Source organism: Inquilinus sp. OTU3971 (genome assembly GCF_038440215.1).
In genome coordinates this window covers 33,046-58,788 of sequence record NZ_JASATH010000010.1, presented here as the reverse complement: position 1 = coordinate 58,788, position 25,743 = coordinate 33,046, and the positions used below count along the sequence as shown (strand labels likewise).

Genomic DNA, 25,743 nt, shown 5'->3' with positions numbered 1-25,743 from the left:
CGGCACAAATCGTGGCAACAATGGGGCGGAGGAGCCGTGACCTTAGCGGCGACCGCGGCGCGCGCCAAACATTTGTCGCGAATGCCCGAGGCGCACGCATCGCAGACCCGCATGGAGCGCAGGGCGGGCGGTCAGGCCTTGGCGTCGGCCAGCGCGCGGACGGCGGCGAGGAAGCGCTCTACCCGCTCCGGCGTCTTGTAGCCCGGGCGCTCCTCGATGCTGGAGGAGACGTCGACCACGGTGGCGCCGGTACGGGCGACGGCCTCGGCGACATTGGCCTCGGTCAGGCCGCCGGCCAGCATCCAGGGCTTGGTCCAGGTCCGGCCGGACAGGATCGACCAGTCGAAGGCCAGGCCGTTGCCGCCGGGCAGCGAGGCGACGCCCTTCGGCGGCTTGGCGTCGAACAGCAGCCGGTCGGCCACCGCCTCATAGGCCGGGATCACGGCCAGGTCCTCGACGGTCGCGATCTTGATCGCCTTCATCACCGGCATGGCCCAGCGGCCGCGGATCTCGGCCACCCGCGCCGGCGTCTCGGACCCGTGCAGCTGGATCATGTCGAGCGGCACCCGGCCGAGCACGGCTTCGAGCTCATCCTCGGTCGGGTCGACGAACAGGCCGACGCTGCGCAGCCCGGTCGGCACCATGCGCGCCAGCTCGGCGCCGAGATCCGGCGCCACCGACCGCGGGCTGGGCGGGTAGAAGTTCAAGCCAACCCAGCGGGCCCCGTGCTTCGCCGCGGCCATGAGCACCTCGGGGGTGCGGATGCCGCAGATCTTGGCGTCGATGATGCTCATGGCACTGGAGTCTGGGGAGCCGCAGCCTCGGCATCAAGCGCCAGGCCGAGCTGGCCGGCGATGTCGCGGGCGGCGGCGGCGGGGTCGGGCGCGGCGGTGATCGGCCGGCCGATGACGAGATGGGTGGCGCCGGCCTCCATCGCCTCCTTCGGCGTCATCACCCGCTTCTGGTCGCCGGCATCCGATCCCGCCGGGCGGATGCCGGGCACCATCAGCACGGTCGAGGGCTTCAGGATGCGGCGCAGCCGCGCGATCTCCCGCGGCGAGCAGACCACGCCATCGAGGCCGCTCGATTCGGCCAGCCGGGCCAGGCGCTCGACCTGGGCCGAGACCTCCATCCCCTGCCCCACCGCCTCGAGATCGGCGACGTCGAGGCTGGTCAGCACGGTGACGCCGAGCAGCTTCGGCCGCGGCACGCCCAGCTTGCCCGCCTCCTTCTCCGCGGCCTCGGCCGCCGCCTGCATCATCGCCCGGCCGCCAGAGGCGTGGAGGGTGATGTAGGCCGGCGACAGCGGCACCACCGAGCGGATGGCGCCGGCCACGGTGTTGGGGATGTCGTGCAGCTTGATGTCGAGGAACAACGGCACGCCGGTGGGCCGCGCCGCCCGCACCCCCTCCGGCCCCGCCGCCATGAAGAATTCGAGGCCGAGCTTGATGCCGCCGACGGCGCCCGCGACCAGGCCGGTCAGCCGCTTCGCCTCGTCCACCGTCGGCGCGTCGATGGCGACATAGACAGGGTTCGTGGTCATGCTCGCACTCCCTCCGCCGGCAGGTGGCCGGCCGTCCAGGACGTCAGCTCCGCGGCCTCGCGCCGGCCGAGCACGCCGTCGGCCACCGCCCGGCCGATCAGCGCCCCGAACTTGAAGCCATGGCCCGAGCAGGGGCTGACCAGCCAGGCCCGGCCGCGCCGCTCCAGCACGAAGCGGCTGTCCGCGGTGAAGATATAGCGGCAGGGGCGGGCTTCGAGAATGCGATAGTCGTCAAGGCTGCGCAGCACCCGGCGGTAGCGCTCGCGGAAGGCCTCCGCCTCCCCCACCGCGACGGCGGGATCGGAGTTCGGATCCGCCTGCCGCTTCCAGGCGCCGACGCCGATCTTCAGCCGGGTGCCGCCGACCGGCGGGATCGCCCAGTGATCGTCCGGAAAGCCGCAATCGATGATGCCGGGCGCCGTGGCCCAGGCGGCGGCGTGCTCCGCCGGCGGGTCGAGATAGACCACCAGCTGGCGATAGGGGGTGAGGCGCGCGGCCAGGTCCGGGAACAGGCCGCCGACCCAGGCGCCGGCCGTCACCACCACCGAATCGGCCTGCAGCGTCTCGCCTGAGGACAGGGTGACGGTGCCGGCCTCGGCATCGACCGCCTGGACCGGCGCCGCCGGCCGCAGCACCACGCCGGCGGCGCGGCACAGATCGACCAGGGTCGCGACGATGCGGTCGGCGAACAGCACGCCGCCTTCGGGCATGAACAGGCCCCAGCGGATGCCGTCCGGGATCAGGAAGGGGAAGCGGCGCGCCAGCTCCTCCGGCGGCAGCAGCTCATAGGCGGCGCCGAGCGCGTCGAGCGGGGCGCGGCAGCCATCGGCCCAGTCGCCCTCGGCCCGGCTGAAGGCGATCGAGCCGCAATTCTCATAGTGGCGCACGCCGGAAGCGGCCCAGACCTCGTCCCAGGCGGCATAGGCGTCGAGCGCCATGCGGGTGTAGCCGGGCCGGCCGGGATAGAGCGCGCGGATCAGCCGGTGGCTGTCCCAGGAGGCGGCCGACGGGTTCGGGATCGGCCCCCGCTCCAGCAGCGTCACGGCCTCTCCGGCCCGGGCCAGGTGCCAGGCAGTGGCGAGCCCCATCACCCCGGCGCCGACGACGATGCTGGTCATGCTGCCACCCCGATCAGGATTCGATCTGGTCGTCGGCCCGCGGCTGGTTGCCGATGCCGGCCTTCTCCAGGATGGCCTTGGCCCGGCCGGGCACGACACGGGCGGCGCGCGCTGCGAAGTAGCGCTCCGCCTCGGCCTGGGCGCCGACGCGGGAAGCGACGGCCACCGCGATGAACTGGTTCAGGCTGACACCGGCCTCGGCCGCCTGGGCCGCAGCCTTGTCCTTCAGATCGTCTGGCAACCGCAAGGGAAAGACGCTCATGTCCTGATCCTCTTGAGAACCGTCCCGGGCCGTTCGACGGCGATGCCGAACTGGCCCGCGCCGTCCGACATGTCGCCGACGTTGAACGTCACAATCACATCGGCACCACCGTTGATGGCGGTCTCGACCACCAGGTCGTCATCCGCATCCCGGGCCGCGGGCCGCCAGCGATAGTCGAAGGCGACCGGAACGCACCGCCCGCTGAGATCGTCCAAGGCTTCCAGCACCTCGGCCACGGACAGTCCGCTTCTGGCCAACGTCGCGCTCCGAGTCAGCACGGCCTCGTATTCCAACATGAGGCTGACCGAGAGCAGCAGGCTCGCCTTGCTGTCCAGGATATCGAGCATCAGCTGGCGAGATGCCCCCGACGGGCTCTCGAACGCCGAAACCATGACATCGGTGTCGATCACCAGTCGGAGCATGGTGATATCATATGCAACATCATGAACCGACACAAGGTCATGATGCCGCCCGTAACATCAATCCTCTTGCCCTTCCAGCGTCTCGACCGCCAGTCGGGCGGCGGCGAGGTCCTCGAGGGCGGTGCCGACCGATTTGAACAGGGTGATCTCGTCCGCCGAGCCGCGGCCCGGCGCGGTGCCTCGGGTCAGGTCGTGCAGGTCGGCCAGGATCGCGTCCGCGCCGATCACCCCGGCCTGGATCGGCTGCAGCAGGTCGCCGGCCTCGGCCAGCGCGCCGGCGCGAGTGTCGACGAAGATCCGCGCCCGGCGCACCGCCTCGTCGTCGCTTTCGCGCATCGCCGGCAGATAGGCGCCGGCGAGGTCGAGATGGGCGCCCGGCTTCAGCCAGGCGCCATGCACGATCGGCTGGCGCGACTGGGTGGCGCAGGAGACCAGATCGGCCTCGCGCACCGCGGCCTCGAGATCGGTGACGGCACGGACCGGCAGGCCTTCCGCCACAAGGCGGTCGGCCAGCTCCGCCGCCTGCTCCGGCCGGCGGGACCAGATCGCGATGTCGGTCAGCGGCCGCACCGCGGCATGGGCGCGGATGAAATGCGGCGCCAGCGCGCCGGCGCCGACCATCACCATGCACGACGCATCCGGCCGGGCCAGATAGTCGGCGGCCAGGGCGGAGGCCGCGGCGGTTCGGCGGTTGGTCAGGGTCGGCCCGTCCATGATCGCCCGCGGCACGCCGGTGGCGCCGTCGAGCAGCAGGTAGGAGCCGACGATGAAGGGCAGGTCCCTGGCCGGGTTGCCCGGCATCAGCGACACCAGCTTGATGCCGATCGCCTGATCCCGCTCCCAGGCCGGCATGATCAGCAGGGTGGCGTCGCCGGCCGCGGTCGGCATGGTGTGGTGGTGGCGCAGCGGCGCCTCGACCTCGCGGCGGAAGGCCAGGCGCAGCGCCTCGATCAGGGCGCGCGTGTCGATCGCCCGGTCGAGGGCGGCGGCGTCGATGGCGAGCATGATGGTGTCAGCGCTGGCCGGCGGCCGGCAGGGCCGGTCGCGCCGGCTCGCCATTGCGGTTGGCGGTGGCCGGGACGCCGGGGCGCTGCCGCGCCTTCAGCCCTTCCAGATCCTTCTGGGTCGCGGCCAGCCGGGTCTCCAGCCGGCGCATGCGCAGGCCGGTGGCGAAGCGGCCGAACCAGAGGACGAGGCCGCCGATCACGACGCCGAACAGCAGCGGCAGCAGCGCCACCAGATAGACCGGCGCGTCGATCCGGAACGGCAGCGGCCAGAGGCCGAGCGTCACCGCCTCCCGGTTGCTGATCGCAAAGGACAGCAGCAGCAGGGCGAAGGGGATGGTGACGATCCAGGCGATGTACCGCACGGGCTATCCCTCGTGGTGGGCCGGACCCGGCGTTCCGGGCCCGTCAGTCATCGGTGTTCAGCCGCTCGCGCAGCTGCTTGCCGGTCTTGAAGAACGGCACCAGCTTCTCCGACACGTCGACCGCCACGCCGGTGCGCGGGTTGCGCCCGGTGCGGGCGTCGCGGCGCTTCACCGAGAAGGCGCCGAAGCCGCGGAGCTCGACCCTTTGGCCCTCCGCCAGGGCCGCCGTGATCCGGTCGAAGATGGTGGTGACGATGCGCTCTACGTCGCGTTGGTAGAGGTGCGGATTGCGCTCGGCAAGCCGCATGATCAGCTCGGACTTCGTCATGTCTCCCGAATCCCTGTCCGCCGCCTTTTTGTCGACACGGGTCACAGCCGCGTCGCCTCGCTTGAGTTGACGGCAGCCGGGATGGTGCCAGCACGGCCGCGCGAAAGCAAGGGCAAGTGCTTCTGGACAAAGGGATTTCCGGCCCGGGAGATCACTCCGCCGGTCGCATCTCCGGGGCCATGCCGCGGCGGCCGCGGGCCACCAGCAGAGTCGCGGCCAGGCCGCACAGCGCGGCGAAGGACACCCACAGCCCCGGCATGGCCGAATTGCCGGTGGCGTGGATCAGCCAGGTGCAGACCGCGGGGGTGAAGCCGCCGAAGGTCGCGGTGGCCAGGCTGTAGGCCAGCGAGAAGCCGCTGGTGCGCACATCCTCCGGCATGATCTCGGTCAGGAACGGGATCATGGCGCCGTTGTAGCTGCCATAGAGGAAGGACAGCCAGAGCTCGACCTCCAGCAGCCGGCCGAAGGACGGGGCGTCGACCAGCCACAGCATCGCCGGATAGGCGGTGACCAGCATCAGCACGGTGCAGGCGACCAGGATCGGCGTGCGGCCGATCCGGTCGGACAAGGCGCCCGAGAGCGGCAGCCAGATCAGGTTGGTGATGCCGACGCACAGCGTCACCACCAGGCTGTCGATGCTGGCCAGGTGCAGCGCCTGGTTGCCGAAGGTCGGGGTGTAGGCGGTGATCAGGTAGAAGCTGACCGTGGTCATCGTCACCAGCATCATGCCGAGCAGGACGATGGCCCAGTTGTCGGCCAGCGAGCGCATGATCTGCGACACGGTCGGACGGCGGTGCGCCCGGGCCTGGAAGGCCTCGGTCTCCTGCAGCGAGCGGCGCAGCAGGAAGATCAGCGGCACGATCAGGCAGCCGACCAGGAGCGGCACCCGCCAGCCCCACAGGGCGACCTGATCCGGCGGCAGCAGCGTGCTGAGCAGCACGCCGAGCAGGGCGGCGACGATCACCGCGACCTGCTGGCTGCCCGACTGCCAGGCGGTATAGAAGCCCTTGTTCCCCGGCGTCGCGATCTCGGCCAGGTAGACCGAGACGCCGCCGAGCTCGACCCCCGCCGAGAAGCCCTGCAGCAGCCGGCCGAGCAGGACCAGGATCGGCGCCAGGATGCCCAGGGTCTCGTAGCCCGGCAGCAGGCCGATGGTCAGGGTGCCGACCGCCATTAGCCCGAGCGTCAGCAGCAGGCCGGCGCGTCGTCCGTGCCGGTCGATATAGGCGCCGAGCACCAGGGCGCCGAGCGGCCGCATCAGGAACCCGGCCCCGAAGGTGCCGAGCGACAGCATCAGCGAGGCGAACTCGCTGTCGGTCGGGAAGAACACCTTGGCGATGTAGGCGGCGTAATAGCCGTAGACCATGAAGTCGTACATCTCCAGGAAGTTGCCGCTGGAGACGCGGAGGACGGCCATCGCCTTCGATCGGGAGGTCGCGGCTGCGCTCATGAGGGGGCCTTTCGGAATCGGAACCGGCGCTTTCTCTCCCCCCGCCCCGTCCCTCGGCTTCTGGAGGCCGGTTGTCAATGGCCGGATTGGTCGAAGCCCTTTTGGTTTGCCTCTCCCGCGGATCGGAGCGCCTGCTGCCCTCTTTTCACTCTCCCCCTCCCCTTGCGGGAGGGGGCAGGGGGAGGGGTTTGGCGCCGCCAAAGCGAAAGTCGAAGGATCGCCACAGACTGGCGCCGACCCCGGAACATCCCATGCCGGCGCCCTTCGATCGACACCCCCTCCCCCAACCCCCTCCCGCGAGGGGAGGGGGAGGATGAAAGGCGTGGACTGGCCAGGCGCGAACCCCCAAAAGAAAGGCCCGCCTCCTTGCGGAGGCGGGCCCGGCAAAGGCCGTGAAGCCTAAGCTTACTTCTCTTCGGTCGTGTTCTCGCGGGCCCGGCGCAGGGCGGCGCCGAGGATGTCGCCGAGCGAGGCGCCCGAGTCGGACGAGCCGTACTCCGCCATCGCCTGCTTCTCTTCCTCGACCTCCTTGGCCTTGATCGAGAGCGAGACCTTGCGGGCGGCGCGGTCGACCTGCATCACCTTGGCGTCGAGCTTGTCGCCGACCGAGAAGCGGTCCGGCCGCTGCTCCGACCGGTCGCGCGACAGGTCGGACTTGCGGATGAAGCCGATCAGGCCGTCGCCGACCGAGACCTCGACACCGCCGTCGTTCACTTCCGTGACCGTGCCGGTGACGACCTCACCCTTGCGCAGGCCGCCGGTGCTGGCCGCCTTCTCGAAGGTGTCCTCGGTGAGCTGCTTCATGCCGAGGCTGATGCGCTCCTTCTCGACGTCGACGTCGAGGACCTTGACCTTGACCTGGTCGCCCTTCTTGAACTCCTGGATCGCCTCTTCGCCGGGACGGTCCCAGGCGATGTCGGAGAGGTGAACCATGCCGTCGATCTCGCCCGGCAGGCCGACGAACAGACCGAATTCGGTGATGTTCTTGACCTCGCCCTCGAGCTCGGTGCCGGCCGGGTACTTCTCGGCGAACACCTCCCACGGGTTCGGCAGGCACTGCTTCAGCCCGAGGCTGATGCGGCGCTTCACCGGATCGACGTCGAGCACCATCACCTCGACCTCCTGGGAGGTGGAGACGATCTTGCCCGGATGGACGTTCTTCTTGGTCCAGCTCATCTCCGAGACATGGACCAGGCCTTCGATGCCCGGCTCCAGCTCGACGAAGGCGCCGTAGTCGGTGATGTTGGTCACGCGGCCGCGGAAGCGGGCACCCGCCGGGTACTTGGCGACCACGCCCTCCCACGGATCGGCCTCGAGCTGCTTCATGCCGAGGCTGATGCGCTGGGTCTCCGGGTTGAAGCGCACGACCTGGACCTTGACGGCCTGGCCGATCTGCAGCGCCTCGGACGGGTGGTTGATGCGGCGCCACGCGATGTCGGTGACGTGCAGCAGGCCATCGACGCCGCCGAGATCGACGAAGGCGCCGTAGTCGGTGATGTTCTTGACCACGCCCTCGAGGACCTGGCCCTCCTTGAGGTTCGCGACCAGCTCGGAGCGGGCCTCGGCGCGGCTCTCCTCGAGCACGGCACGACGCGACACCACGATGTTGCCGCGCGAGCGGTCCATCTTGAGGATCTGGAACGGCTGCGGCGTGCCCATCAGCGGGCTGATGTCGCGCACCGGCCGGATGTCGACCTGGCTGCCCGGCAGGAAGGCGACGGCGCCGTTCAGGTCGACGGTGAAGCCGCCCTTGACCTTGCCGAAGATCACGCCGGTGACGCGCAGCTGATCGGTGAACGACTTCTCGAGCGCGGTCCAGGCCTCTTCACGCTTGGCCTTCTCGCGGGACAGGACGGCTTCGCCGTTCTTGTCCTCCATGCGCTCGATGAACACCTCGACGGTGTCCCCCGGGACGAGCTCGACCTGCTGGCCCGGAACGGCGAATTCCTTGAGCGCCACGCGCCCCTCGGACTTCAGCCCCACATCGATCAGCACCATGTCGTTGTCGACCGAGATCACCCGGCCCTTGACGACGGTACCCTCGAAGCTCTCGGACTGGCCGAGCGACTCCTCGAGAAGGGCAGCGAAGCTTTCCCTCTCGGTCGATTTGACGGCGGCGGAACTAGTAGCCATGAAAACTCCCGTTAGAGACAAACCGGTCGTCGCGCCGGCGGGTCGTCCCGCCTGGGAGAGCGCGATGGCCGGGCCGGGCCCGATGCCCGCATCTCCAGCATTCGATCGACGACGGCCCGAGGGTCAGACAGCGCGCGGTGGGCCGATCCGCCGGGACACATAAGCCAGCGCCTGATCGAACACCTGGTCCGCCGTCAGCTGGCTAGTATCCAACAGAAAAGCGTCGCTCGCCGGGACCAAGGGGGCCACGGCGCGGCGACGATCGCGCTCGTCTCTCTGTCTCAGGTCGTCGAGGACCTCGTCGTATATAGACTGGTGGCCGCGGTCCCGCAACTCCTTCCACCGGCGCGCGGCGCGGGTCTCCAGCGTGGCGGTGACGAAGATCTTGGCCGGGGCGTCCGGACAGATCACGGTGCCGATGTCGCGGCCGTCGAGCACGGCCCCCGGCGAGCGCGCGGCGAAGCGGCGCTGGAAGTCGAGCAGCGCGGTGCGCACGCCGGGGATGGCGGACACCCGGCTGGCCGCCTGGGCCGCGGCGTCGCCGCGCAGATCCGGGTCGCCGAGCCCCGCGGGATCCAGCGCCAGCACCGCGGCGAGGCCGGCGACCGGGTCGTCCGGATCGCCGCCGGCGCGCAGCACGGCGACGGCGACGGCGCGGTACAGCAGGCCGGTGTCGAGATGATCGAAGCCGTAGGCCGCGGCCAGACGGCGGGCCAGCGTGCCCTTGCCCGACGCGGCGGTGCCGTCGATGGCGATGACGGTCATGCCGCCGGGCCCGGGGCGCCGGACGGGCGCGAAATCACGAGATGCAAGGCGACCATCCCCATCACCGGCCCCGGGTTGCACCCCGGGGCGAGAACTGTCGAACCCGCGGGCTGATAGCATGGCCGGGACGGCGGTGGAACGGCGACCGGCCGGATCGATGACGTTTTGTTTTTGACAGCCGGCATTCTGCGTGGCAGATGGCGCCCTCTATCCCGACATGACCCGAGGAGGGCCGGCGTGGCGAAGCCTGAATGGGGCGCCAAGCGCATCTGCCACAATTGCGGGGCCCGCTACTACGATCTGCAGCGAGACCCGATCATCTGCCCGAAATGCGGCACCGAGTACGACCCGGAAGCCTTCCTGAAGTCGCGCCGGTCGCGGTCCATCATCGTCGATGAGCCGGTCGAGAAGGTGCGCGCCGTCAAGGACGAGGACAGCGACGCGCTGGACGAGACCGAGACCGAGGAGGGCGGCGAGGACGACGAGGCGGCCGAGGAGGTCGAGGTGATCGACGAGGGCGACCTCGACGAGACCTTGGTCGAGGAGGAAGAGGACATCCCGGTCAAGGACAAGGCTCCGGCCGACGAGTTCGACGCCGAGGAGGAACTCGTCGAGGATGAGGACGTCCTGATCGAGGACGCCGACGACCTCGGCGAGGAGGATGTCGACGTCGAAATCGAGGACGATGGCGAGGAGCGGAACCGCTGATCGCGGGGCCTGAAAGAATCCCGTAAAAAAACCTCTTGCATAGGCGGGGCGGATGAATAAGATCCGCCCCCGCCGACGCCCCCCGGAAAACACCCGGACGGTGCGTCGCCCAGAGTTTCGGGGCCATAGCTCAGCTGGGAGAGCGCTACAATGGCATTGTAGAGGTCAGGAGTTCGATCCTCCTTGGCTCCACCAAATGAGAGGGCCTAGCCGGCAACGGCTAGGCCCTTTTTCTTTCCGTGCAAGCACTGAGCAGGCGGGACGGCTTCGGCCGCTTCGCTGCGTCGAGAGGTCGCCTGCAGAGCCCATCTGGCCTCGGCAAGAACGACCCTGATCCGCTCGACATCGGGGTAATTGCCGCTACCCCCCATGGTCACGCCGCGGCCGCCAGCCTGATCACGTTCCAGGACGCAGGCCCGAGCGTCGCCGACAGCCGTCCGCCCTCGACGCGCACACCGTCCAGCGCGCGAGGCCTGACGCGGTCCGGCGACTCTCTGGTGTTGGCGGCGGAGAGATCGTCGTCGCGCATCTCCAGCGCCTCGCTCAGTTCGAGGGCGCCGAAACCGCGCGTGTCGATTTCGACCGGGGCCGATTGGTCGAGATGGCGGTTGAGCACGAAGAGGGTCACGGTCCGCCCCGCTTCGTCATGGACGGCGGCGAGCTTGACATAGGGCACGGCCGGCAATGGAAAGGCCAGATCGGCGGTGCCGCGCGGATCGTGGTAAGTGGCGGAGTAGGTCGGCGAGGCCACCTCCGCGCGCAGGACCCGGCCGCGGCCGAAATTGCTGAAATGCGCGAAGGGATGAAAGATCGTCTGCCGCCATGCCGGCCCGCCGGTTTCGGTCATGATCGGCGCGATGGCGTTCACCAGCTGCGCGAGGCAGGCACTGCGCACCCGGTCGGCGTGATTGAGCAGCGAGATACAGGCCCCGCCGAAGGCCAGCGCGTCCTTCATGTTATAGATTTCCTCGAGGATCTCCGGCGCCACCGGCCAGCCGAGCTTGGTCCGGCCTTCGCTGCGGCGGCGCGTGCGGTACCAGACATTCCATTCGTCGAAGCTGAGCATGATGCGCTTGGACGACCGCCGCCGCGCGGCGACCGCATCGACGATGGCCACGACCTCGTCGATGAAGGAGTCCATCAGGTCGGGGCTGGCGAGGAAGGCCTCCGTGTCCCCGGCATAGTCGTTGAGATAGGTGTGCAGCGAGATGTACTCGACATGGTCGAAGGTGTGCTCGAGCACCGTGTCTTCCCAGGTGCCGAAGGTCGGCATGGTGCGGCCGGACGAGCCGCAGGCGGCAAGCTCGATCGAGGGATCGACCCATTTCATCATCTTGGCGGCCTCGGTGGCCTTGCGGCCGTATTCCTCGGCGGTCTTGGTCTCCATCTGCCACGGGCCGTCCATCTCGTTGCCGAGGCACCAGAACTTGATGCCGTGCGGCTCCGGCCACCCATGGGCGCGCCGCAGATCGGACAGCTCGGTCCCGCCGGGGAAGTTGCAGTATTCGACGAGCCGCCGCGCGGCATCGCCGTCGCGCGTGCCGAGATTGACCGCGAGCATCGGCTCGATGCCGGCCGCCCGGCACCAGTCGATGAACTCATTGGTGCCGAAGGCGTTGGTTTCCTTCGACATCCAGGCGAGGTCGAGCCGGCGTGGACGTTTGTCCGCCGGCCCGACGCCGTCCTCCCAATTGTAGCCGGAGACGAAGTTGCCGCCCGGATACCGCATGATGGTCGGCGCCAACTCGCGCACCAGCCCGAGCACGTCGCCGCGGAATCCCTTGGCATCGGCGCTCGGATGCCCCGGCTCGTAGAGACCGCCATACACGCAGCGTCCGAGATGCTCGACGAAGGCGCCGAACAGACGAGCGTCGGTCTCGCCGATGGCAAAGCTGCGGTCGATGGAAACCTTGACGGTCTGCATGGGAAACTCCGGGAGAGACGGGGAGACGGTCAGGCCGCCGGCTGGGGCCTGGGTTCGGCGGGGCGCTCGTCGCGCCAGGCGTTGCCGATGGGCAGCACCGCCTGCAGCAATCGGATGGAATAGGGATGGCTCGGAGCATCGAGCACGGCGCGGGCCGGCCCGCCCTCCACCACCCTGCCCTTCTCCATGATGATCAGCCGGTCGCTGATGGTGTAGGCGGTGGCGAGGTCGTGGGTGATGTAGATGATCGAGACGCCGAACTCGTCGCGCAGCGTCCGGAACATGTTGACGATGGTCATGCGCAGCGAGGCGTCGATCATCGAGACCGGCTCGTCCGCCACCACCAGCGCCGGCTCGGGCACCAGCGCGCGGGCGATCGCGACGCGCTGCAGCTGCCCGCCCGACATCTCGTGCGGGAACCGGCCGCGGACCTCGGCGAGCGAGAGCCCGACCTTGCGCAGGGCCGCGTCCGCCCGGGCCTCGACCTCATCGCGCGTCCTGGCGCCGCAGAAGCGGCGCGCCGCCATGAACAGGTAGCGATCGAGCCGCTTCAGCGGGTTGAATGCCTCGAAGGGGTTCTGGAACACCGGCTGGACCTCGGCCATGAAGGCCAGCCGGTCGCGGCGTGTGCGGATGGCCGCGAGATCGCGGCCGCGAAACAGGATCGATCCCCCGCTCGGCGACACGCTGTTCAGGATCATCCGCGCCAGCGTCGACTTGCCCGAGCCGGACTCGCCGATGATGGTGAAGATCTCCGGCCGCTCGCTGGCCAGGGCGAAATCGACACTGTCGACGGCCTGCACGACATGGCGCCCGAACAGCCCTCCGGACCTGAAGGTCTTGCTGACCTGCCGGATCTCGAGAAGGGTCGTCATGACAGGACCGCTCCGCTGGCCCTGGCCTTGGCGACGTGGCAGGCGACGCGATGCCCCGGCTCGAGCTCCTCCAGCGCCGGCGCCACCTCGCGGCAACGCGCCACCGCCAGCGGACAGCGGGGATGGAAGCGGCAGCCCGCCGGCGGGTCGGCAAGGTTCGGCGGCGCCCCCGGCAGGCCGGTCTTCCTGACATCGTCCCCGAGCCGGGGCAGGCTGGAGATGAGATGCGCCGTATAGGGGTGGAGCGGGCGCTGGAAGACCTGGGCGGTCGGCCCCTCCTCCACCAGGCGGCCGGCATACATGATGCCGAGCCGGTCCGCGAGATTGGCATGCACCGCCATGTCGTGGGTGACGAACAGGATGGACGAGCCCATCTCCTGCTGGACCTCGCGCAGCATGGCCAGCACGCCCTTCTGCACGATGACGTCCAGCGCTGTGGTCGGTTCGTCGGCGATGATGAATTCGGGCCGGCAGATGGTGGCGAGCGCGATGGTCAGGCGCTGGCGCATGCCGCCCGACATCTCGTGCGGATACGCGTCGAGCACCTTCGGGTCGAGGGACAGCCGCCGCAGATGGGCCGAGACCGCGTCGAAGAAGGCCTGCCGGGTGCCGCCGAGGTGCCGCGCGGCGAAGTCGACGAAGCTGTGCCGGATCCGTCGCACCGGGTTGAGCACATTCATCGAGCCCTGGCTGACATAGGACAGCCGGCTCCATCGGATCGCGTCGAGCTGGTCCGGGGACATCGCGTAGACGTCCCGGCGGCCGTCCTTGAAATCGAAGGTGACGGAGCCGCCGACGACGTTCAGCGGCGGGCGGATCGCGCGCGCGATCGTCTTGATCAGCGTGGTCTTGCCGGAGCTGGATTCCCCGGCCAGCCCATAGATCTCGTTGCGGCGGATGGCGAAGGTGACATCGTCGACGGCGCGCACCTCTCGGGTCACGCCGAAGAACCGCATCTGGTAATAGGCCTTGAGGCCAGAGACCTGGAGCAGCGGTGCCAGGCTCATGCGCCGCCCCCCATGCGCGCGAGCCGGCTGCGCGGATCGATGTATTCGTTCATGGAGATCGCGAGCAGGAACAGCCCGACGAAGAGCATGACCACCAGGGCCACCGGAAAGGCGATCCACCACCACACGCCGGCGACGAGCGCCGTGTGCTGGTTGGCCCAGTAGATCATGCCGCCCACGGTCGGCGTGTTGATGTCGGTGAAGCCGAGCACCGACAGCGTCACCTCGATGCCGATCGACCAGTTGATGTTGTTCATCGTCGTCGAGAACACGATCGGCAGGACGAAGGGCAGGTGCTCCTGCACCAGGATCCGGCCGGTGCTCGCGCCCGAGAAGTATGCCTGGTGGGTGAATTCGCGGGTCCGCAGGCTCATCGCCATGGCGCGGATCAGCCGCGCGTCATAGGCCCAGCCGAGTGCTGCGGTGATCAGCGCGAGCATGGCCCAGCTCATCGCGTCGCGCATGATGAAATAGAACAGCACGAGGATCGGGAACAGCGGGATGACGACGAAGGTGTCGTTGATCGACATCAGCACCCGGTCGACCCATCCGCCCTTGTAGCCGGCGACGAGCCCGACAACGAGCGCGATGATCCGGCTGAGCACCGCGACCACGATGCCGAAGGTGAGCGTGTTGCGGATCGCGAGGGTGAGCTGCCAGAACACGTCCTGCCCCCGCGAGGTCGTGCCGAAGAAGTAATCCCATGACGGGGGGACGTCCGGCGCGACCACATAGACGTCGAGCGGCGGGTATGGCGACACGAAGGACAGCAGCGCCATCACCCCCACCAGCCCCACCAGGACCAGGCCCGCGGCGAATTCGAAATTGTAGCGGACGAGGTCCCGGAGGATGGCGAGGAACTGCATCAGCGGACCTCCACGCGGGGATCGATCAGCGGAAACAGGAGGTCGATCACCAGCACCGCGGCCGAGACCGCGATGATCGACACCGAGGTGATGCCGAGCACCAGGCTGTAGTCACCGGCATGCACCCCGCTGATCAGCAGCGAGCCGAGGCCAGGGTAGCCGAACACCTGCTCGGTGATGATGGCGCCGTTGAAGATCGCGCCGAGCTGGAGCGCGAGGCCGGTGACCTGCGGCCCCAGCGCGTTGCGCATGACATAGGAGCCGAGGATCCGGCGGCGGCCGACGCCGGCCAGCTCGGCATAGGTGACGTAGTCCTCGGTCACGATGTTGGACACCAGCGCCCGCATGCCCATGAACCATCCGCCGATGCCGACCGCCATCAGCGACAGGCTGGGCAGAATGGAATGCACCAGCACGTCCAGGGCGAAGCCGAAGCCGTCCTCGCGATTGACGTTCATGCTGGCGCCGCCGGTGATCGGCAGCACCGGCCAGACGAAGCCGAACACGATCAGGAGGACGAAGGCGACGATGTAGTACGGAATCGGATGGACCCCCATCGACACGATCCCGGCCAGCTTGAGCAGGCGATTCCGCCGGTAGTAGCCGGCGAGCCCGCCGATCAGGTTGCCGATGATCCAGGTCATGAGGGTGGAGACGAGAAGCAGCCCGACCGTCCAGGGCATGGCCCGCCAGATCAGGGTGGAGACCGGGGTCGGGAAGGCGGACAGGGACGGGCCGAAATCGCCGACGACGACCCGCCGCCAGAACGACAGGTACTGCTCGACCGGCGATCCCTCGAGGCCATAGAGCTCGCGCAGCGAGGCCCGCATCATCTCGATCGCCTCGGGGCTGGTGACGCCGAAGGAGGTCGCCGCGGACACGCTCTGCTCGACCGGGTCGATCGGCGTCGCATGCGTGATGACATAGGTGATGTTCACGCCGATGAAGACGACAAGCGCGAACTGCAGCAGCCGCTTGGCGAGATAGGCAAGAAAGGGCTTCATGTCTCCGGCCCTCGGGTTGCCCGCGGCGCCCGGCCGTCCGGACGCCGCGCGGCTTTCGCAGGGATCAGGGCTGGGTCGGCTTCAGCCGCACCATCATCAGGCGCGAATTGCCCCAGTTCGGCACCGGATTGGTGTAGGGATCCTCGGCCGTCGGAAAGCCGGTCCAGTAAGTCTCGTCCATGGCCGTGAAGACGTTGTAGGCCATCAGCGGGATGATCGGCATCTCGCGGACCATGAACTTGGCGTAGTCGCGCCCGAGTTCGACCGTCTTCGGATCCTCGAAGGACACGGTGCGGATCTGCTCGATCAGCTTGTCGAGCTCCGGGCTGGCCAGGCGCTGCCAGTTGCGCGGCGACTGGGTCTTGCCCGCGGGCGCCACGAACTGGGAATGCCAGCTGTCGAGGAAGAAGGCGAGATCGGGGTGGCCGCCATAGGTCTCGACACTCCAGCCGATGAAGGTGTCGAAATCGCCGGCGCCGCGCCGGTCCAGCATGTTCGTGCCCTGCGCGACGTCGATCTTGGCGTCGATGCCGAACTGCCGCCATTGCTGGGCGATCATGGTTCCGGCCCGCGTCATCACCGGCCGAGTCTCGCCCTCGACCATGATCCTGACCGCGAAGGGTTTGCCATCCGGCGTGTGCCAGGCGTTGCCGCGCTTGGAAAAGCCCGCACGTTCGAGCAACTCGGCGGCTGCCACGGGATTCGGCTTCCACCAGCCATAGCCGAAGGAGCGCGCGATCTCGGCCGGGTCGGTCGGAATCTGATCCCCCATCGACGGGCGCAGCATCGTCGCGATCTGCTGCCCCACGGTCGGATCATAGGGCTTGATCTTCTCCTTGCCCGTATCGAGCTCGAAGCCGGCCAGCCAGTCCTGCAGCGGCTTGTGATAGTCATCCGGATGCGTGCCGGTCGGCGGGACGGCGATGGCCGAGATCGTTGCCGCGCCGCGGTACGACGCCATCGCGACGGCCCGGATGTCGATCAGCAGGGCCAGCGCCCAGCGCAGGTCGCGGTTCTGGAAGGTCGGATTCTGCAGGTTGAAGATCACGGCCGGCAGGGTCGGGTCCGGGTGGCCGAAGGGGAAGCCCTTGAACCAGGTCTTCAGCGACTTCGACTGCTTGGCCAGGGTGAACATCCCCTCCGGCGCGACGTCATGAATGACGTCGAGGTCGTGATTGAGCTGCGCGATCACGCGCTTGTCCGGCGGGCCGGGGTCGACATAGGCGATGTATTTCGGACCAGGCTGGCCGTGGCGGCCGAGCGTGGTGCGCTGCCAATCGTCACGTCGTTGCCAGACGAACCACTTGCCGTTCGGATCATAGCTGTTGAGCGTATAGGCCCCGAGAGAAACCGGCTTGTTGAAGTCAAACCGCAGCGGATCGGGCGCCTTCTCGAAGACATGCTTCGGCATCATCCAGATGGCGTTGAAGCGCACCGTGAACAGCGCATGGAAGCGCGAATTCGGCTTCTTCAGCTTGAAGACCACCGTCTGGGCATCGACCTTCTGCACGCTGTCGACATTGAGCGACAGCAGGGCGCTCCAGCGCATCCCCGGGGTCTTGATCTGCGTCTCGACGGTGTAGACGAGATCGTCGGCGGTGAACTCGACGCCGTCGCTCCAGTAGATCCCGGGCCGCAGCTTCACGGTCATCTCAGTGAAGTCGGCATTGTAGATCGGCTTCTCGGCCGCCAGGGAGTTTTCCCAGGACCCGTCGAGGCCGCGCTCCGGATCGATGTACCAGAGCGTGTCGAGGGCGAGCTGATGCAGGCCGGTGGACTGTCCACCGGCGTTGATGGCCCAGATGTTGAACCAGCCGGGATTCTTGATCGTCCCTTCGGGGGTTTCGAGGATCAGCATCTCCCGGCGCGGCAGCTCCGAGATCGTGGCTTGGGCAAATGCCGCGACAGTGCTTGCGATGAGGCTCGCCAAGGCGAGCACGAGCAACTTGATGGCGCTCATGGGCTCTCCCTTTCTGACCGGTTCTGCGGCCGGCTCGCCAGGAGTGAAGCGCCATTCAATCTATGCGTCAATCATTTTGATATATATCATTATCACTGATATTAACTTTGAGTTACGGTGTCCAGCTCTCCCGAAGGATGATCGTGCGATGGATGTCCCGCAGCGCCGCTTGCTGACATTGATGGCCGGTGACGGCAGCGAGGCGCTGGAAGCGCTGGCCTCCCCCGTCAGGCTGACCATGCTCAGGCTTCTCCGGCAGCGCGGGCCGTTGAACGTCAACCAGATCAGCAGCGAGCTGGAGCTGCCGCAGTCCACGGTGGCGATCAACGTGCAGAAGCTGGAGCGGGCCGAGCTGATCCGCACCGAGGCCGTGAAGGCGAGCAAGGGACAGCAGAAGGTCTGCTCCGCCCTCTATGACGAGATCACGGTGCGGCTCGACGATCCGGATGCGCTGCAGGACGACCGGGTCATCGAGGTCGCGATGCCGATCGGCCTCTACACGACCTGCGAGGTCAGCGCGCCCTGCGGGCTGTGCTCGACGGACGGCGTGCTGGGCCTTCTCGACGTCCCCGACCATTTCCTCGATCCGAACCGGATGAAGGCATCCCTGATCTGGTTCGGCCGGGGCTTCGTCGAATACAAGTTTCCCAACAACGCCAAGGTGGTCGGAAAGGCGATCGAACAGCTCGAAATCACCATGGAGCTGTCGTCGGAAGTGCCCGGCACCAACAGCGACTGGCCGTCCGACATCACGCTGTGGATCAACCATGTCGCCGTCGCGACCTGGACGTCGCCGGGCGACTACGGCGACATCCGCGGCCGCTATACGCCGCGGTGGTGGAAGCTCGCCGGCTCGCAATACGGCAAGCTCGTCACCTGGCGCGTCACCGACGAAGGGGCCTTCGTCGACGGCAGCCTTGCCTCCGACGTGACGCTGGACCAGCTTCGCCTGAACGACCATCACGCGATCCGCCTCCGGATCGGCATCGATGAGAAGGCCGAGCACCCGGGTGGCCTCAACATCTTCGGCCGCGGCTTCGGCAACCATGATCAGGACATCGTCATGCGCCTGCGCCTGCGGGGATGAGGCCTATCGATCCGATCGATCGGCACCCACATCGGCCCAGCCTCGCGTCATATGCGTGAAGCCGTACCGGTAGACGTCTTCCTCATTGGGGAAGAAGTCGCGCCACACGCGGGTGGCGGCGGCGAGCGCCGGGACGCCGCGGCCGAAGGCCTCGATCGTCAGCCTGCCGTCATATCCCGCGGCCCGCAGCGCCTGATAGGTAAGGCCCCATGGCACATGACCCCTGCCCGGCGTGCCGCGGTCGTTCTCCGAGACATGGACATGGATCATGTGGCGGCTGATCGTGCCGATGGCGGCGACCGGGTCCTTCTCCTCGATATTGGCGTGGAAGGTGTCGTACATCCCCTTCACGGCAGGATGGTCGACCTCGTCCAGATAGTCGGCCAGCTGCTCCATCGTGTTGAGGAAGTAGCATTCGAAGCGGTTCAGCGCCTCGAGGGCGAAGCGAATGCCGTGCCGCTGGGCATGGTCGCCGGCGCGACGGCTGAATTCGATGCCGCGCCGGCGCTCCTCGGCCGAGGGGCCATGGCCTGTGAAATGCCCGAGCTGGGAGTGCATCGGGCCGGCGACGATCGCCCCCCCGAGCGCCCTGGTGCAGTCGACGACCCATCTCGCCCGGTCCAGCGCGGCCTCCCGCTCCGCCGCATCGTTCGAAAGGCAGTTGTGCCCTGGCCCCAGCACGCTCACGGCCGTGACGTCGAAGCCCAGCGCCGCAAGCCGCTCCCCGAGCCTGGCATAGTCGTCGGGCGTGCCCTCGAAGACCGGGACCTCGATGCTGTCATACCCCGTCTCCCGGAGCGCCTTCAGCAGGGGCGCATGCTCGTCGGTGACGTGTCCCGTCCAGAGCAGCAGGTTGAAGCCGTACTTCATGCCCCCTCCTCCCTCCGCCGGCGGCCTGCGCCAGCCCGGACATCTCAGGCGAGATCAGACGCTCACTGCGCCGCCGATGCCTGGCCCGTCGCGGCCAGCAGCTGCTGCACCATGGCCTGGACCAGCCGCGGCAGGTCGTAGGGGAAGCGCGCGGTGATCAGGTTGCCGTCGACCACGCAGGGTTCGTCGAGAACCACGGCGCCGGCATTCTCGAGGTCGATCTGGATGTTCCACACGGCGGTGGCGCGCTTGCCCTTGAGGAGTTTGGCGCTGACCATCACCCATTGACCATGGCAGATCGCGGTCGTCGGCTTGCCGGACTCATACATGCCGCGCACGAAGGCCAAGGCGTGCTTGTCCATGCGCAGCGCATCGGGGTTCCAGCAGCCGCCGGGCAGCAGGACGGCATCGTAATCCGCGGCCTTCGCCTCGTCGGTGTAGCGGTCGATCTTCAGCCAGCCCGCGTTCTCCATCAGGCGGATGGCGAGGACGTGGGTGGCGCATTGCGGCGGGAAGCGCAAGCCCAGCGTCGGATCGAATTCGCCGAGGCGCGGCGAGACGATGTGGACCGTGGCCCCATGCTCCGTCAGCCAGCGATGGGCGCCCAGGATCTCCACCTCCTCCACGCCGTTGGTGCAGCAGATGGCGATCCGCTTGCCCTTGAGCAGGTTCGGATCGGAGGGCGGGTCGAACAGGAAGCTGTTGAGCTCCCGGTTCAGCTCGCCGTCTGCCGTCGCCAGCAGCTCGGTGGAGATGGACGGAACCGGAGATGTGGACATCAGCTGCTGCATCCGGTGGACGGCGGCGGCGTGATCGCGATGGCTCATTTTTCACTCCCCTGGAGATGTCGAAGGATTGTGCTCGCCGGATCCTGCTTCGCGTCCGGCCCGCCAGCGGCCCTGCAGCACCAGCGCGAAGGCCAGGACGCAGGCGATGGCCGCGACCGTCCAGGTGAAGCCGTGCATGTACCAGGGCTTGGCGCTCAGCTGGGCCTTGCCGCTGACGGTGCTGGGATCCGGCGGCTTCAGGAAGAACTGGCCGTAGAGATGCGCGGCGGCGATCGCGACCAGCAGGACGAGACAGAAGATCATGGCGACGATCATCGCCGCCTTCACCACGGACCGTTTCGGGACGCCGGGCTGCGCCAGCGGCAGCAGGTTGTTCGCCAGCGCCGCCACGACGACGATGACGCCCCCGGCCGTGAACAGCGCGATATTGAAGGGCTGGAAGATCAGCAGCAGCGCCACGACGCCGAGCCCGATGATCACATATTCCAGCCTGCGCGCGCCTGCGGACGACAGCCCGCCATTGCCTCGATCATGCCGGCTCATGCCCGGACCGCCTTGCCGTCCGCGGCGAAGATGTGGGTCTGCATGGGATCCGGAATCAGGTGGAGCGGCTCGCCGACCTTGACCTTCCTGTCGCGCGGAACGACCACCCGGATGTCGCCGCCGGCCTTGGTCCGCGCATGGATGAGCGTCTCGGCGCCCATCGGCTCGATCAGCTCGGTCACCGCATCGATCGTGCCGGCGGTGTCCTGGGGCACGACGGTGAAGGCGCGCGGGCGCACGCCGACCGTGACCCGTCCCGGCCCCAGGGCCGCGACGGCAGGGTTCGCGGGGAGATCGACGTCCTGCTGGTCGAAGGTGACCGTCGCCTTGCCGCCGCCATAGCCCTTCAGCTCCGCCTCGATCAGATTCATCTGCGGCGTGCCGATGAAGCTGGCGACGAAGACGTTGGCGGGCTTGGCGAAGACCTCGTGCGGGCTGCCCACCTGCTCGATCATCCCGTCGCGCATGATCGCGATCCGATCCGCCATGGTCAGGGCTTCGAGCTGGTCGTGGGTGACGATGACCGTGGCCTTGGACAGGTTCGACAGCACCGCCTTGATCTGCCCGCGCATGGCATGGCGCAGCTCCACGTCCAGCCGCGACAGCGGCTCGTCGAACAGGAAGCAGTTGGGATCGCGCACGATGGCACGCGCGACGGCGACGCGCTGCTTCTCCCCTTCGGAGACCTGTCCCGGCATCCGGTCCAGGACATCGCGCAGATGCAGGATGTCGGCCACCTTGCCGACGCGGGCGGCGATCTCCGCCTTGCCGATGCCTTCGCGGTGCAGCGGCATCGCGATGTTCTCGCCGACCGTCAACGCCGGATACAGCGCATAGAACTGGAAGACCATGGCGATGTTGCGCCTCTGCGGCGACAACTCGTTCATGCGCTGCCCCGCGATCACGATGTCGCCTGCGGTCGCCCGCTCCAGCCCCGCGATCATGCGCAGGGTCGTTGTCTTGCCGCAGCCCGACGGGCCGAGCAGGCAGACGACCTCGCCCGCCGCCACCGACAGGTCGGCATCCCTGACCGCGACGAACGAGCCGAATGCCTTGGTGATCCCGCGGATCTCGATGGTCGACATCGCTATTTCCTGACCGTGCCGAAGGTGACGCCGCGCAGCAGGTGGTTCTGCAGGAAGAAGGTGACGAGGAAGACCGGGATCAGGAACAGCGTCTCGATTGCGGCCAGCAGCGTCCAGTCGGTGCCGCGGCCGCCGGAGGAGACGGCCTGGTTCATCGCCACGGGCACGGTGCGCGTGTCGGGGCCGGTCAGGAGCAGCGCGAACAGGAACTCGTTCCAGGTCAGGATCAGGCCGAACACGAAGGTTGCGGCCAGGCCGGCGACGACCTGCGGCAGGCAGATCTTCCAGAACACCTTGACCTCGGACGAGCCGTCGATGCGGGCGGCGTCCTCGACATCGGTCGAGAGCTCGTCGAAGAAGCTCTTCATCATCCAGATGGTGAAAGCCAGGTTGAAGGCGGTGTAGAGCAGGATGATGCCGGGATAGGACCCGGACAGGCCGACGGCGCGGAGCATCAGGATCACCGGAATGATGACGACGATGGCCGGCAGCATCCGCGTGGTCAGGATGATGAAGAGATAGGTGTCGTTGCCCTTGAGCGGATAGCGCGAGAAGCCGTAGGCCGCCAGCGTGCCGAGGATGAGGGCGAGCAGGACCGAGATCGACGCGATCACGATCGAGTTGAAGAAGAAGCGGTCGAAGCCGGTCGCCTCCGGCTGCCCGCCGGCCGTCATCACGCGCGAGAACACCGAGCCGAAATTCTCCAGGGTGGGGGTGAAGACGAAGCGGTCGGGGATGAGGCCGAACAGCGAGGTCGGCGACAGCGTCGGCGGCACCGACAGCGCCAGCTCCTGCGGCTTGATCGCGGTGAAGATGATGAACAGCACCGGCAGGAAGTAGACCAGGCTGACGCCCGCCACGACCAGGGTGCGCCCCCAGCCGGCCTCCGCGACGCCGTGGCTCCGGCGAAAACCGATGCGTTCCCAGATCGACGGTCCGGAGGCCATGGTCAGCTCTCCCCGTTCCTGCGATTGGCGAGATAGAGATAGAGGTTGGTGAGCACGATCACCATGAACAGCATGACGTAGGAGATTGCCGCCCCCTCGCTGGTCTTGTTCTGCTCGTTGGCGATGCGGATCAGGTGGTACGAGATCGTCATCGTGTCGTTGCCGCCCTTGGTCAGGAGGATGACGAGGTCGGCCAGCTTGAACGCCTCGATGGTGCGGAACAGCAGCGCCAGCATCAGCAGCCCGCGGATATAGGGAAAGGTGATGGTCCAGAAGCGCCGCCAGGCGGAGACGCGGTCGATGGCGGCCGCCTCGTAGAGATACTTCGGCACGGACACCAGCCCGGCCAGCACCAGCAGCATCACGAAGGGGGACCACATCCAGGCGTCGGCGAAGACGATCCCCCCGACCGCGCCCGCCTTGCTGTCCATCAGGATGAACTGGCCGTCGGCGATGCCGTTCATCACATAGCTGAGGATCCCGAAGGTCGGGTCGTAGTAATAGGTGAAGAACACGCCCGAAGCGACGACCGACAGCATCATCGGCGCCAATACGAGGATCAGGAGATACTTGCGCAGCGGGAACTGCTTGGCGAAGAGCATGGCCAGCAGGAAGCCGACGATCATCTGGGCCGCCACCGTGAGCACGACGAACATCGCCGTGTTGACCAGGGCATGCCAGTTGTCGGCCGCGGCGATGTCGTTGGTGAGCACCTTGACGTAATTGCCGAGCCCGACGAACCGGATCGACTGCTGGTTCGACTGATAGGCGAAGAACGAAAGCCCCAGCGACCACAGCAGCGGAAAGATGTTCATCGTGAACAGCACGGCGATGGCCGGCGCCACCAGCAGTCCCCCATAGTAGCGGCGGCGATAGGCGTTGACCGCGAACGCCGCGGCGACCAGCGCCGCCGCGGCGCCGACGATCCAGAAGGCGATGGTCGGGGGCAGCGCCGCCACGGCGGCCGCGGTGACGACGATGCCTACGGCTATCGCCAGCCGCCAGTTGTCGGCGGAGATCTCCAGAAATGCCGGCGACGTCCGGACCCTGGGGGCCGACATGGTTGGTGTCACTGACATGGCGCTCTCGATCGCAGTCTCGGCGAATCCGGCCCGTCTCGCGGCGTCCGGTCGAGCCGTCCGATCGGCCACCCGGCCGCGGCTCGGGACCGCTGCCGCCAGCCCCGGGAGACCGGCGGCAGCAGCTTTCGTCAGATCATTGTATCAGGCCCGCTTCGGTCAGCAGGTTCTGCTGGAACTTGGCGATGTTGTCCAAGGTCGTCTTGGCGTCCTGCTTGCCGGTGATCGCGAGATCGAACTGATCCTGCTGCTGGGTCAGCAGCTCGTAGAACTGCGGCACGTGCCAGACGTCCTTCTGCCAATCCAGCGAAGCAGCCCAGGCCCTGTTCCATGGCCGGTAGCCCACATATTTGGGATCCATGTACACGGACTTGATCGCGGACTGGCCGCCGGCTGCCGCGAACTGGTTCTGGATGTCGGACGACAGCCACCACTTCACGAACTCCACGGCCTCCTTGATCTGGGCGTCGGTCGTCCAGGTGGTCAGCACGAAGGGCTGTCCCCCGATATTGGACCAGCGGACCATCTTGCCGTCGGCACCGATGGTTCCCGGCATCAGGCCGAACACCAGCTTGTCCGAGACCTTCGAGGTCTTCGGGTCGAGCACGGCTTCGCCCAGGCCGATCCAGTTGACGTTCATGGCCACCTTGCCTTCGCGGAACAGCTCGTTCGATTTGAAGATGTCCATGGTGCCGGTCTTGGCCACGGGCGGCATGTACTCGATCAGGCCCAGATACGTCTCGAGCGCCTTCACCGCGGCCGGCGAATTCACCACGCCCTCCGCCTGGCCTTTGGGCACCTGGGTTTCGTCCCAGATGTCGCCGCCCATCTGCCAGATGAACCCGTTGATCTGCATGGACGAGAAGTCGTAGGTCTTCCCGGCCTGGAAGGCGATGCCGTAGAAATCGTCGTCGGCGGGCTTGCCCGCCAGCATCTCGCCCTTCTTGCGCCGAAAGAACTCGCCGACGTTCCTGAAATCGTCCCAGGTCATGGCGTCGAGTTCCTCACCAGTGCAGGGCAGCTTCTTCTGGTACTTCGCCATGAAGTTCTTCTGCTCGGTCTCGTCGCAGATGACGTCCTTGCGCGCGAAGGTGACCAGCACGTCGGGGAACTGCGGGAAGCCGTAATAATTGTCGGATTTGTAGGGATAGGTCGAGTAGGCATTCAGCGGATTGGGATGGATCTCCATCAACGCCTTCTTGAAATCGGGATCGGCATCCAGGAGATCGTTGATCTTCCGGAAATAGCCGCCCTCGACGAAGGCGCCCAGCCACTGCGAATCCGACACGATGAAGTTGTATTTCTGCTCGCCGGATGTAAGCGAGGCGTTCACACGCGTGTAGAAATCGGGCCAGGGAATGAAGTCGACGTCGAGCTTCACGGTGTTGCCGGACTTCGGCTTGTACTGCTCGTCGAAGAATTTCTTCATGATGCGTGTCGGCGGCCAGTCGGGCACCGCCATCGACAGCGTGACCTCTTCGGCCAGGGACAACCTGGCCCCACCCGTCATGAGCAAAGCGGCCAGTCCCGCCGCCGCCATTACACCCTTGATCTTCGTCGTCGCCATCATCGTCAGGTCTCCTCCCCATGTGTTATCGGCATTCTTGTTT

The 25,743-nt window shown here is 67.5% G+C and carries 26 protein-coding genes and 1 tRNA gene; 3 read left to right on the top strand and 24 right to left on the bottom strand.

Features of this window, described 5'->3' with window-relative positions; all coding sequences use genetic code 11:
- Window positions 1–131 precede the first annotated feature (131 nt).
- From AAHM41_RS04570 to AAHM41_RS04520, 11 genes are all read right to left on the bottom strand, one after another.
- A complete protein-coding gene (locus AAHM41_RS04570; protein WP_342235331.1) occupies window positions 132–794 on the bottom strand; it encodes a phosphoribosylanthranilate isomerase in 663 nt (220 codons plus the stop codon).
- On the bottom strand, window positions 791–1,543 hold the full coding sequence (gene pyrF / locus AAHM41_RS04565) for an orotidine-5'-phosphate decarboxylase (RefSeq protein ID WP_342235330.1): 753 nt from the start codon (window positions 1,541–1,543) through the stop codon (window positions 791–793). The genes AAHM41_RS04570 and pyrF overlap by 4 nt, the downstream gene beginning before the upstream one ends.
- On the bottom strand, window positions 1,540–2,661 hold the full coding sequence (locus tag AAHM41_RS04560) for an NAD(P)/FAD-dependent oxidoreductase (RefSeq protein WP_342235329.1): 1,122 nt from the start codon (window positions 2,659–2,661) through the stop codon (window positions 1,540–1,542). Before AAHM41_RS04560 ends, pyrF begins: the two co-directional genes overlap by 4 nt.
- Window positions 2,662–2,674: 13 nt before the next feature.
- Window positions 2,675–2,923: a toxin-antitoxin system HicB family antitoxin gene (locus AAHM41_RS04555; protein WP_342235328.1), complete on the bottom strand. Its 249-nt coding sequence runs from the start codon at window positions 2,921–2,923 to the stop codon at window positions 2,675–2,677.
- Window positions 2,920–3,345, bottom strand: a complete 426-nt coding sequence (locus AAHM41_RS04550) for a putative toxin-antitoxin system toxin component, PIN family (protein WP_342235327.1) — start codon at window positions 3,343–3,345, stop codon at window positions 2,920–2,922. The genes AAHM41_RS04555 and AAHM41_RS04550 overlap by 4 nt, the downstream gene beginning before the upstream one ends.
- Window positions 3,346–3,402: 57 nt before the next feature.
- Window positions 3,403–4,350 carry an ornithine cyclodeaminase family protein gene (locus AAHM41_RS04545; protein WP_342235326.1) on the bottom strand — a complete coding sequence of 316 codons (948 nt, stop codon included), beginning with the start codon at window positions 4,348–4,350 and terminating at the stop codon, window positions 3,403–3,405.
- A 7-nt stretch (window positions 4,351–4,357) separates the two neighbouring features.
- Complete coding sequence (locus AAHM41_RS04540; protein WP_342235325.1) at window positions 4,358–4,714, bottom strand: LapA family protein; 357 nt, start codon at window positions 4,712–4,714, stop codon at window positions 4,358–4,360.
- Between the two features lie 43 nt (window positions 4,715–4,757).
- Window positions 4,758–5,042 (bottom strand): integration host factor subunit beta, encoded by a 285-nt coding sequence (locus AAHM41_RS04535; RefSeq protein ID WP_342235324.1) that lies wholly within the window; start codon window positions 5,040–5,042, stop codon window positions 4,758–4,760.
- Between the two features lie 151 nt (window positions 5,043–5,193).
- Window positions 5,194–6,492, bottom strand: a complete 1,299-nt coding sequence (gene tcuC, locus AAHM41_RS04530; RefSeq protein ID WP_342235323.1) for an MFS transporter — start codon at window positions 6,490–6,492, stop codon at window positions 5,194–5,196.
- Between the two features lie 405 nt (window positions 6,493–6,897).
- Complete coding sequence (gene rpsA, locus AAHM41_RS04525; RefSeq protein WP_342235322.1) at window positions 6,898–8,625, bottom strand: 30S ribosomal protein S1; 1,728 nt, start codon at window positions 8,623–8,625, stop codon at window positions 6,898–6,900.
- Between the two features lie 123 nt (window positions 8,626–8,748).
- A complete protein-coding gene (locus tag AAHM41_RS04520) occupies window positions 8,749–9,390 on the bottom strand; it encodes a (d)CMP kinase (protein WP_342235321.1) in 642 nt (213 codons plus the stop codon).
- A gap of 237 nt (window positions 9,391–9,627) precedes the next feature.
- Here AAHM41_RS04520 and AAHM41_RS04515 point away from each other — a divergent pair, with 237 nt between their 5' ends.
- Together AAHM41_RS04515 and AAHM41_RS04510 are read left to right on the top strand one after the other, a co-directional pair.
- Window positions 9,628–10,098: a TIGR02300 family protein gene (locus AAHM41_RS04515; RefSeq protein ID WP_342235320.1), complete on the top strand. Its 471-nt coding sequence runs from the start codon at window positions 9,628–9,630 to the stop codon at window positions 10,096–10,098.
- Between the two features lie 119 nt (window positions 10,099–10,217).
- A tRNA-Ala gene (locus AAHM41_RS04510) sits at window positions 10,218–10,293 on the top strand.
- A gap of 178 nt (window positions 10,294–10,471) precedes the next feature.
- Here the strand turns inward: AAHM41_RS04510 and arfA are convergent.
- The 6 genes from arfA to AAHM41_RS04480 form a co-directional block, all read right to left on the bottom strand.
- A complete protein-coding gene (gene arfA / locus AAHM41_RS04505; protein ID WP_342235319.1) occupies window positions 10,472–12,022 on the bottom strand; it encodes an arabinosylfuranosidase ArfA in 1,551 nt (516 codons plus the stop codon).
- A 29-nt stretch (window positions 12,023–12,051) separates the two neighbouring features.
- Complete coding sequence (locus AAHM41_RS04500) at window positions 12,052–12,897, bottom strand: ABC transporter ATP-binding protein (RefSeq protein WP_342235318.1); 846 nt, start codon at window positions 12,895–12,897, stop codon at window positions 12,052–12,054.
- Complete coding sequence (locus AAHM41_RS04495) at window positions 12,894–13,904, bottom strand: ABC transporter ATP-binding protein (RefSeq protein WP_342235317.1); 1,011 nt, start codon at window positions 13,902–13,904, stop codon at window positions 12,894–12,896. Before AAHM41_RS04495 ends, AAHM41_RS04500 begins: the two co-directional genes overlap by 4 nt.
- Window positions 13,901–14,770: an ABC transporter permease gene (locus tag AAHM41_RS04490; protein WP_342235316.1), complete on the bottom strand. Its 870-nt coding sequence runs from the start codon at window positions 14,768–14,770 to the stop codon at window positions 13,901–13,903. Before AAHM41_RS04490 ends, AAHM41_RS04495 begins: the two co-directional genes overlap by 4 nt.
- Window positions 14,770–15,774: an ABC transporter permease gene (locus AAHM41_RS04485; protein WP_342235315.1), complete on the bottom strand. Its 1,005-nt coding sequence runs from the start codon at window positions 15,772–15,774 to the stop codon at window positions 14,770–14,772. Before AAHM41_RS04485 ends, AAHM41_RS04490 begins: the two co-directional genes overlap by 1 nt.
- Before the next feature lie 64 nt (window positions 15,775–15,838).
- Window positions 15,839–17,734, bottom strand: a complete 1,896-nt coding sequence (locus tag AAHM41_RS04480; RefSeq protein WP_342235314.1) for an ABC transporter substrate-binding protein — start codon at window positions 17,732–17,734, stop codon at window positions 15,839–15,841.
- On the opposite strand from AAHM41_RS04480, the gene AAHM41_RS04475 reads away from it, so the two are divergent.
- Window positions 17,724–18,821 carry an ArsR/SmtB family transcription factor gene (locus AAHM41_RS04475; protein WP_342235313.1) on the top strand — a complete coding sequence of 366 codons (1,098 nt, stop codon included), beginning with the start codon at window positions 17,724–17,726 and terminating at the stop codon, window positions 18,819–18,821. The genes AAHM41_RS04480 and AAHM41_RS04475 overlap by 11 nt on opposite strands.
- A gap of 3 nt (window positions 18,822–18,824) precedes the next feature.
- Here AAHM41_RS04475 and AAHM41_RS04470 read toward each other — a convergent pair whose 3' ends face one another.
- The 7 genes from AAHM41_RS04470 to AAHM41_RS04440 all read right to left on the bottom strand — a co-directional run bounded on the left by AAHM41_RS04470 (window position 18,825) and on the right by AAHM41_RS04440 (window position 25,703).
- Window positions 18,825–19,691, bottom strand: a complete 867-nt coding sequence (locus AAHM41_RS04470) for a sugar phosphate isomerase/epimerase family protein (RefSeq protein ID WP_342235312.1) — start codon at window positions 19,689–19,691, stop codon at window positions 18,825–18,827.
- A 62-nt stretch (window positions 19,692–19,753) separates the two neighbouring features.
- A complete protein-coding gene (locus tag AAHM41_RS04465; protein WP_342235311.1) occupies window positions 19,754–20,518 on the bottom strand; it encodes a type 1 glutamine amidotransferase domain-containing protein in 765 nt (254 codons plus the stop codon).
- Between the two features lie 3 nt (window positions 20,519–20,521).
- Window positions 20,522–21,022 (bottom strand): hypothetical protein, encoded by a 501-nt coding sequence (locus AAHM41_RS04460; RefSeq protein WP_342235310.1) that lies wholly within the window; start codon window positions 21,020–21,022, stop codon window positions 20,522–20,524.
- Complete coding sequence (locus tag AAHM41_RS04455) at window positions 21,019–22,107, bottom strand: ABC transporter ATP-binding protein (RefSeq protein WP_342235309.1); 1,089 nt, start codon at window positions 22,105–22,107, stop codon at window positions 21,019–21,021. Before AAHM41_RS04455 ends, AAHM41_RS04460 begins: the two co-directional genes overlap by 4 nt.
- Window positions 22,108–22,109: 2 nt before the next feature.
- The gene (locus AAHM41_RS04450; RefSeq protein WP_342235308.1) at window positions 22,110–23,054 is read right to left on the bottom strand and encodes a carbohydrate ABC transporter permease; all 945 of its coding nucleotides are present in this window, start codon (window positions 23,052–23,054) and stop codon (window positions 22,110–22,112) included.
- A 2-nt stretch (window positions 23,055–23,056) separates the two neighbouring features.
- Entirely contained in the window at window positions 23,057–24,115 is a 1,059-nt protein-coding gene (locus AAHM41_RS04445; RefSeq protein WP_342235307.1) for a carbohydrate ABC transporter permease, read from the bottom strand.
- A 154-nt stretch (window positions 24,116–24,269) separates the two neighbouring features.
- Window positions 24,270–25,703, bottom strand: a complete 1,434-nt coding sequence (locus AAHM41_RS04440) for an extracellular solute-binding protein (RefSeq protein WP_342235306.1) — start codon at window positions 25,701–25,703, stop codon at window positions 24,270–24,272.
- Window positions 25,704–25,743 lie beyond the last annotated feature (40 nt).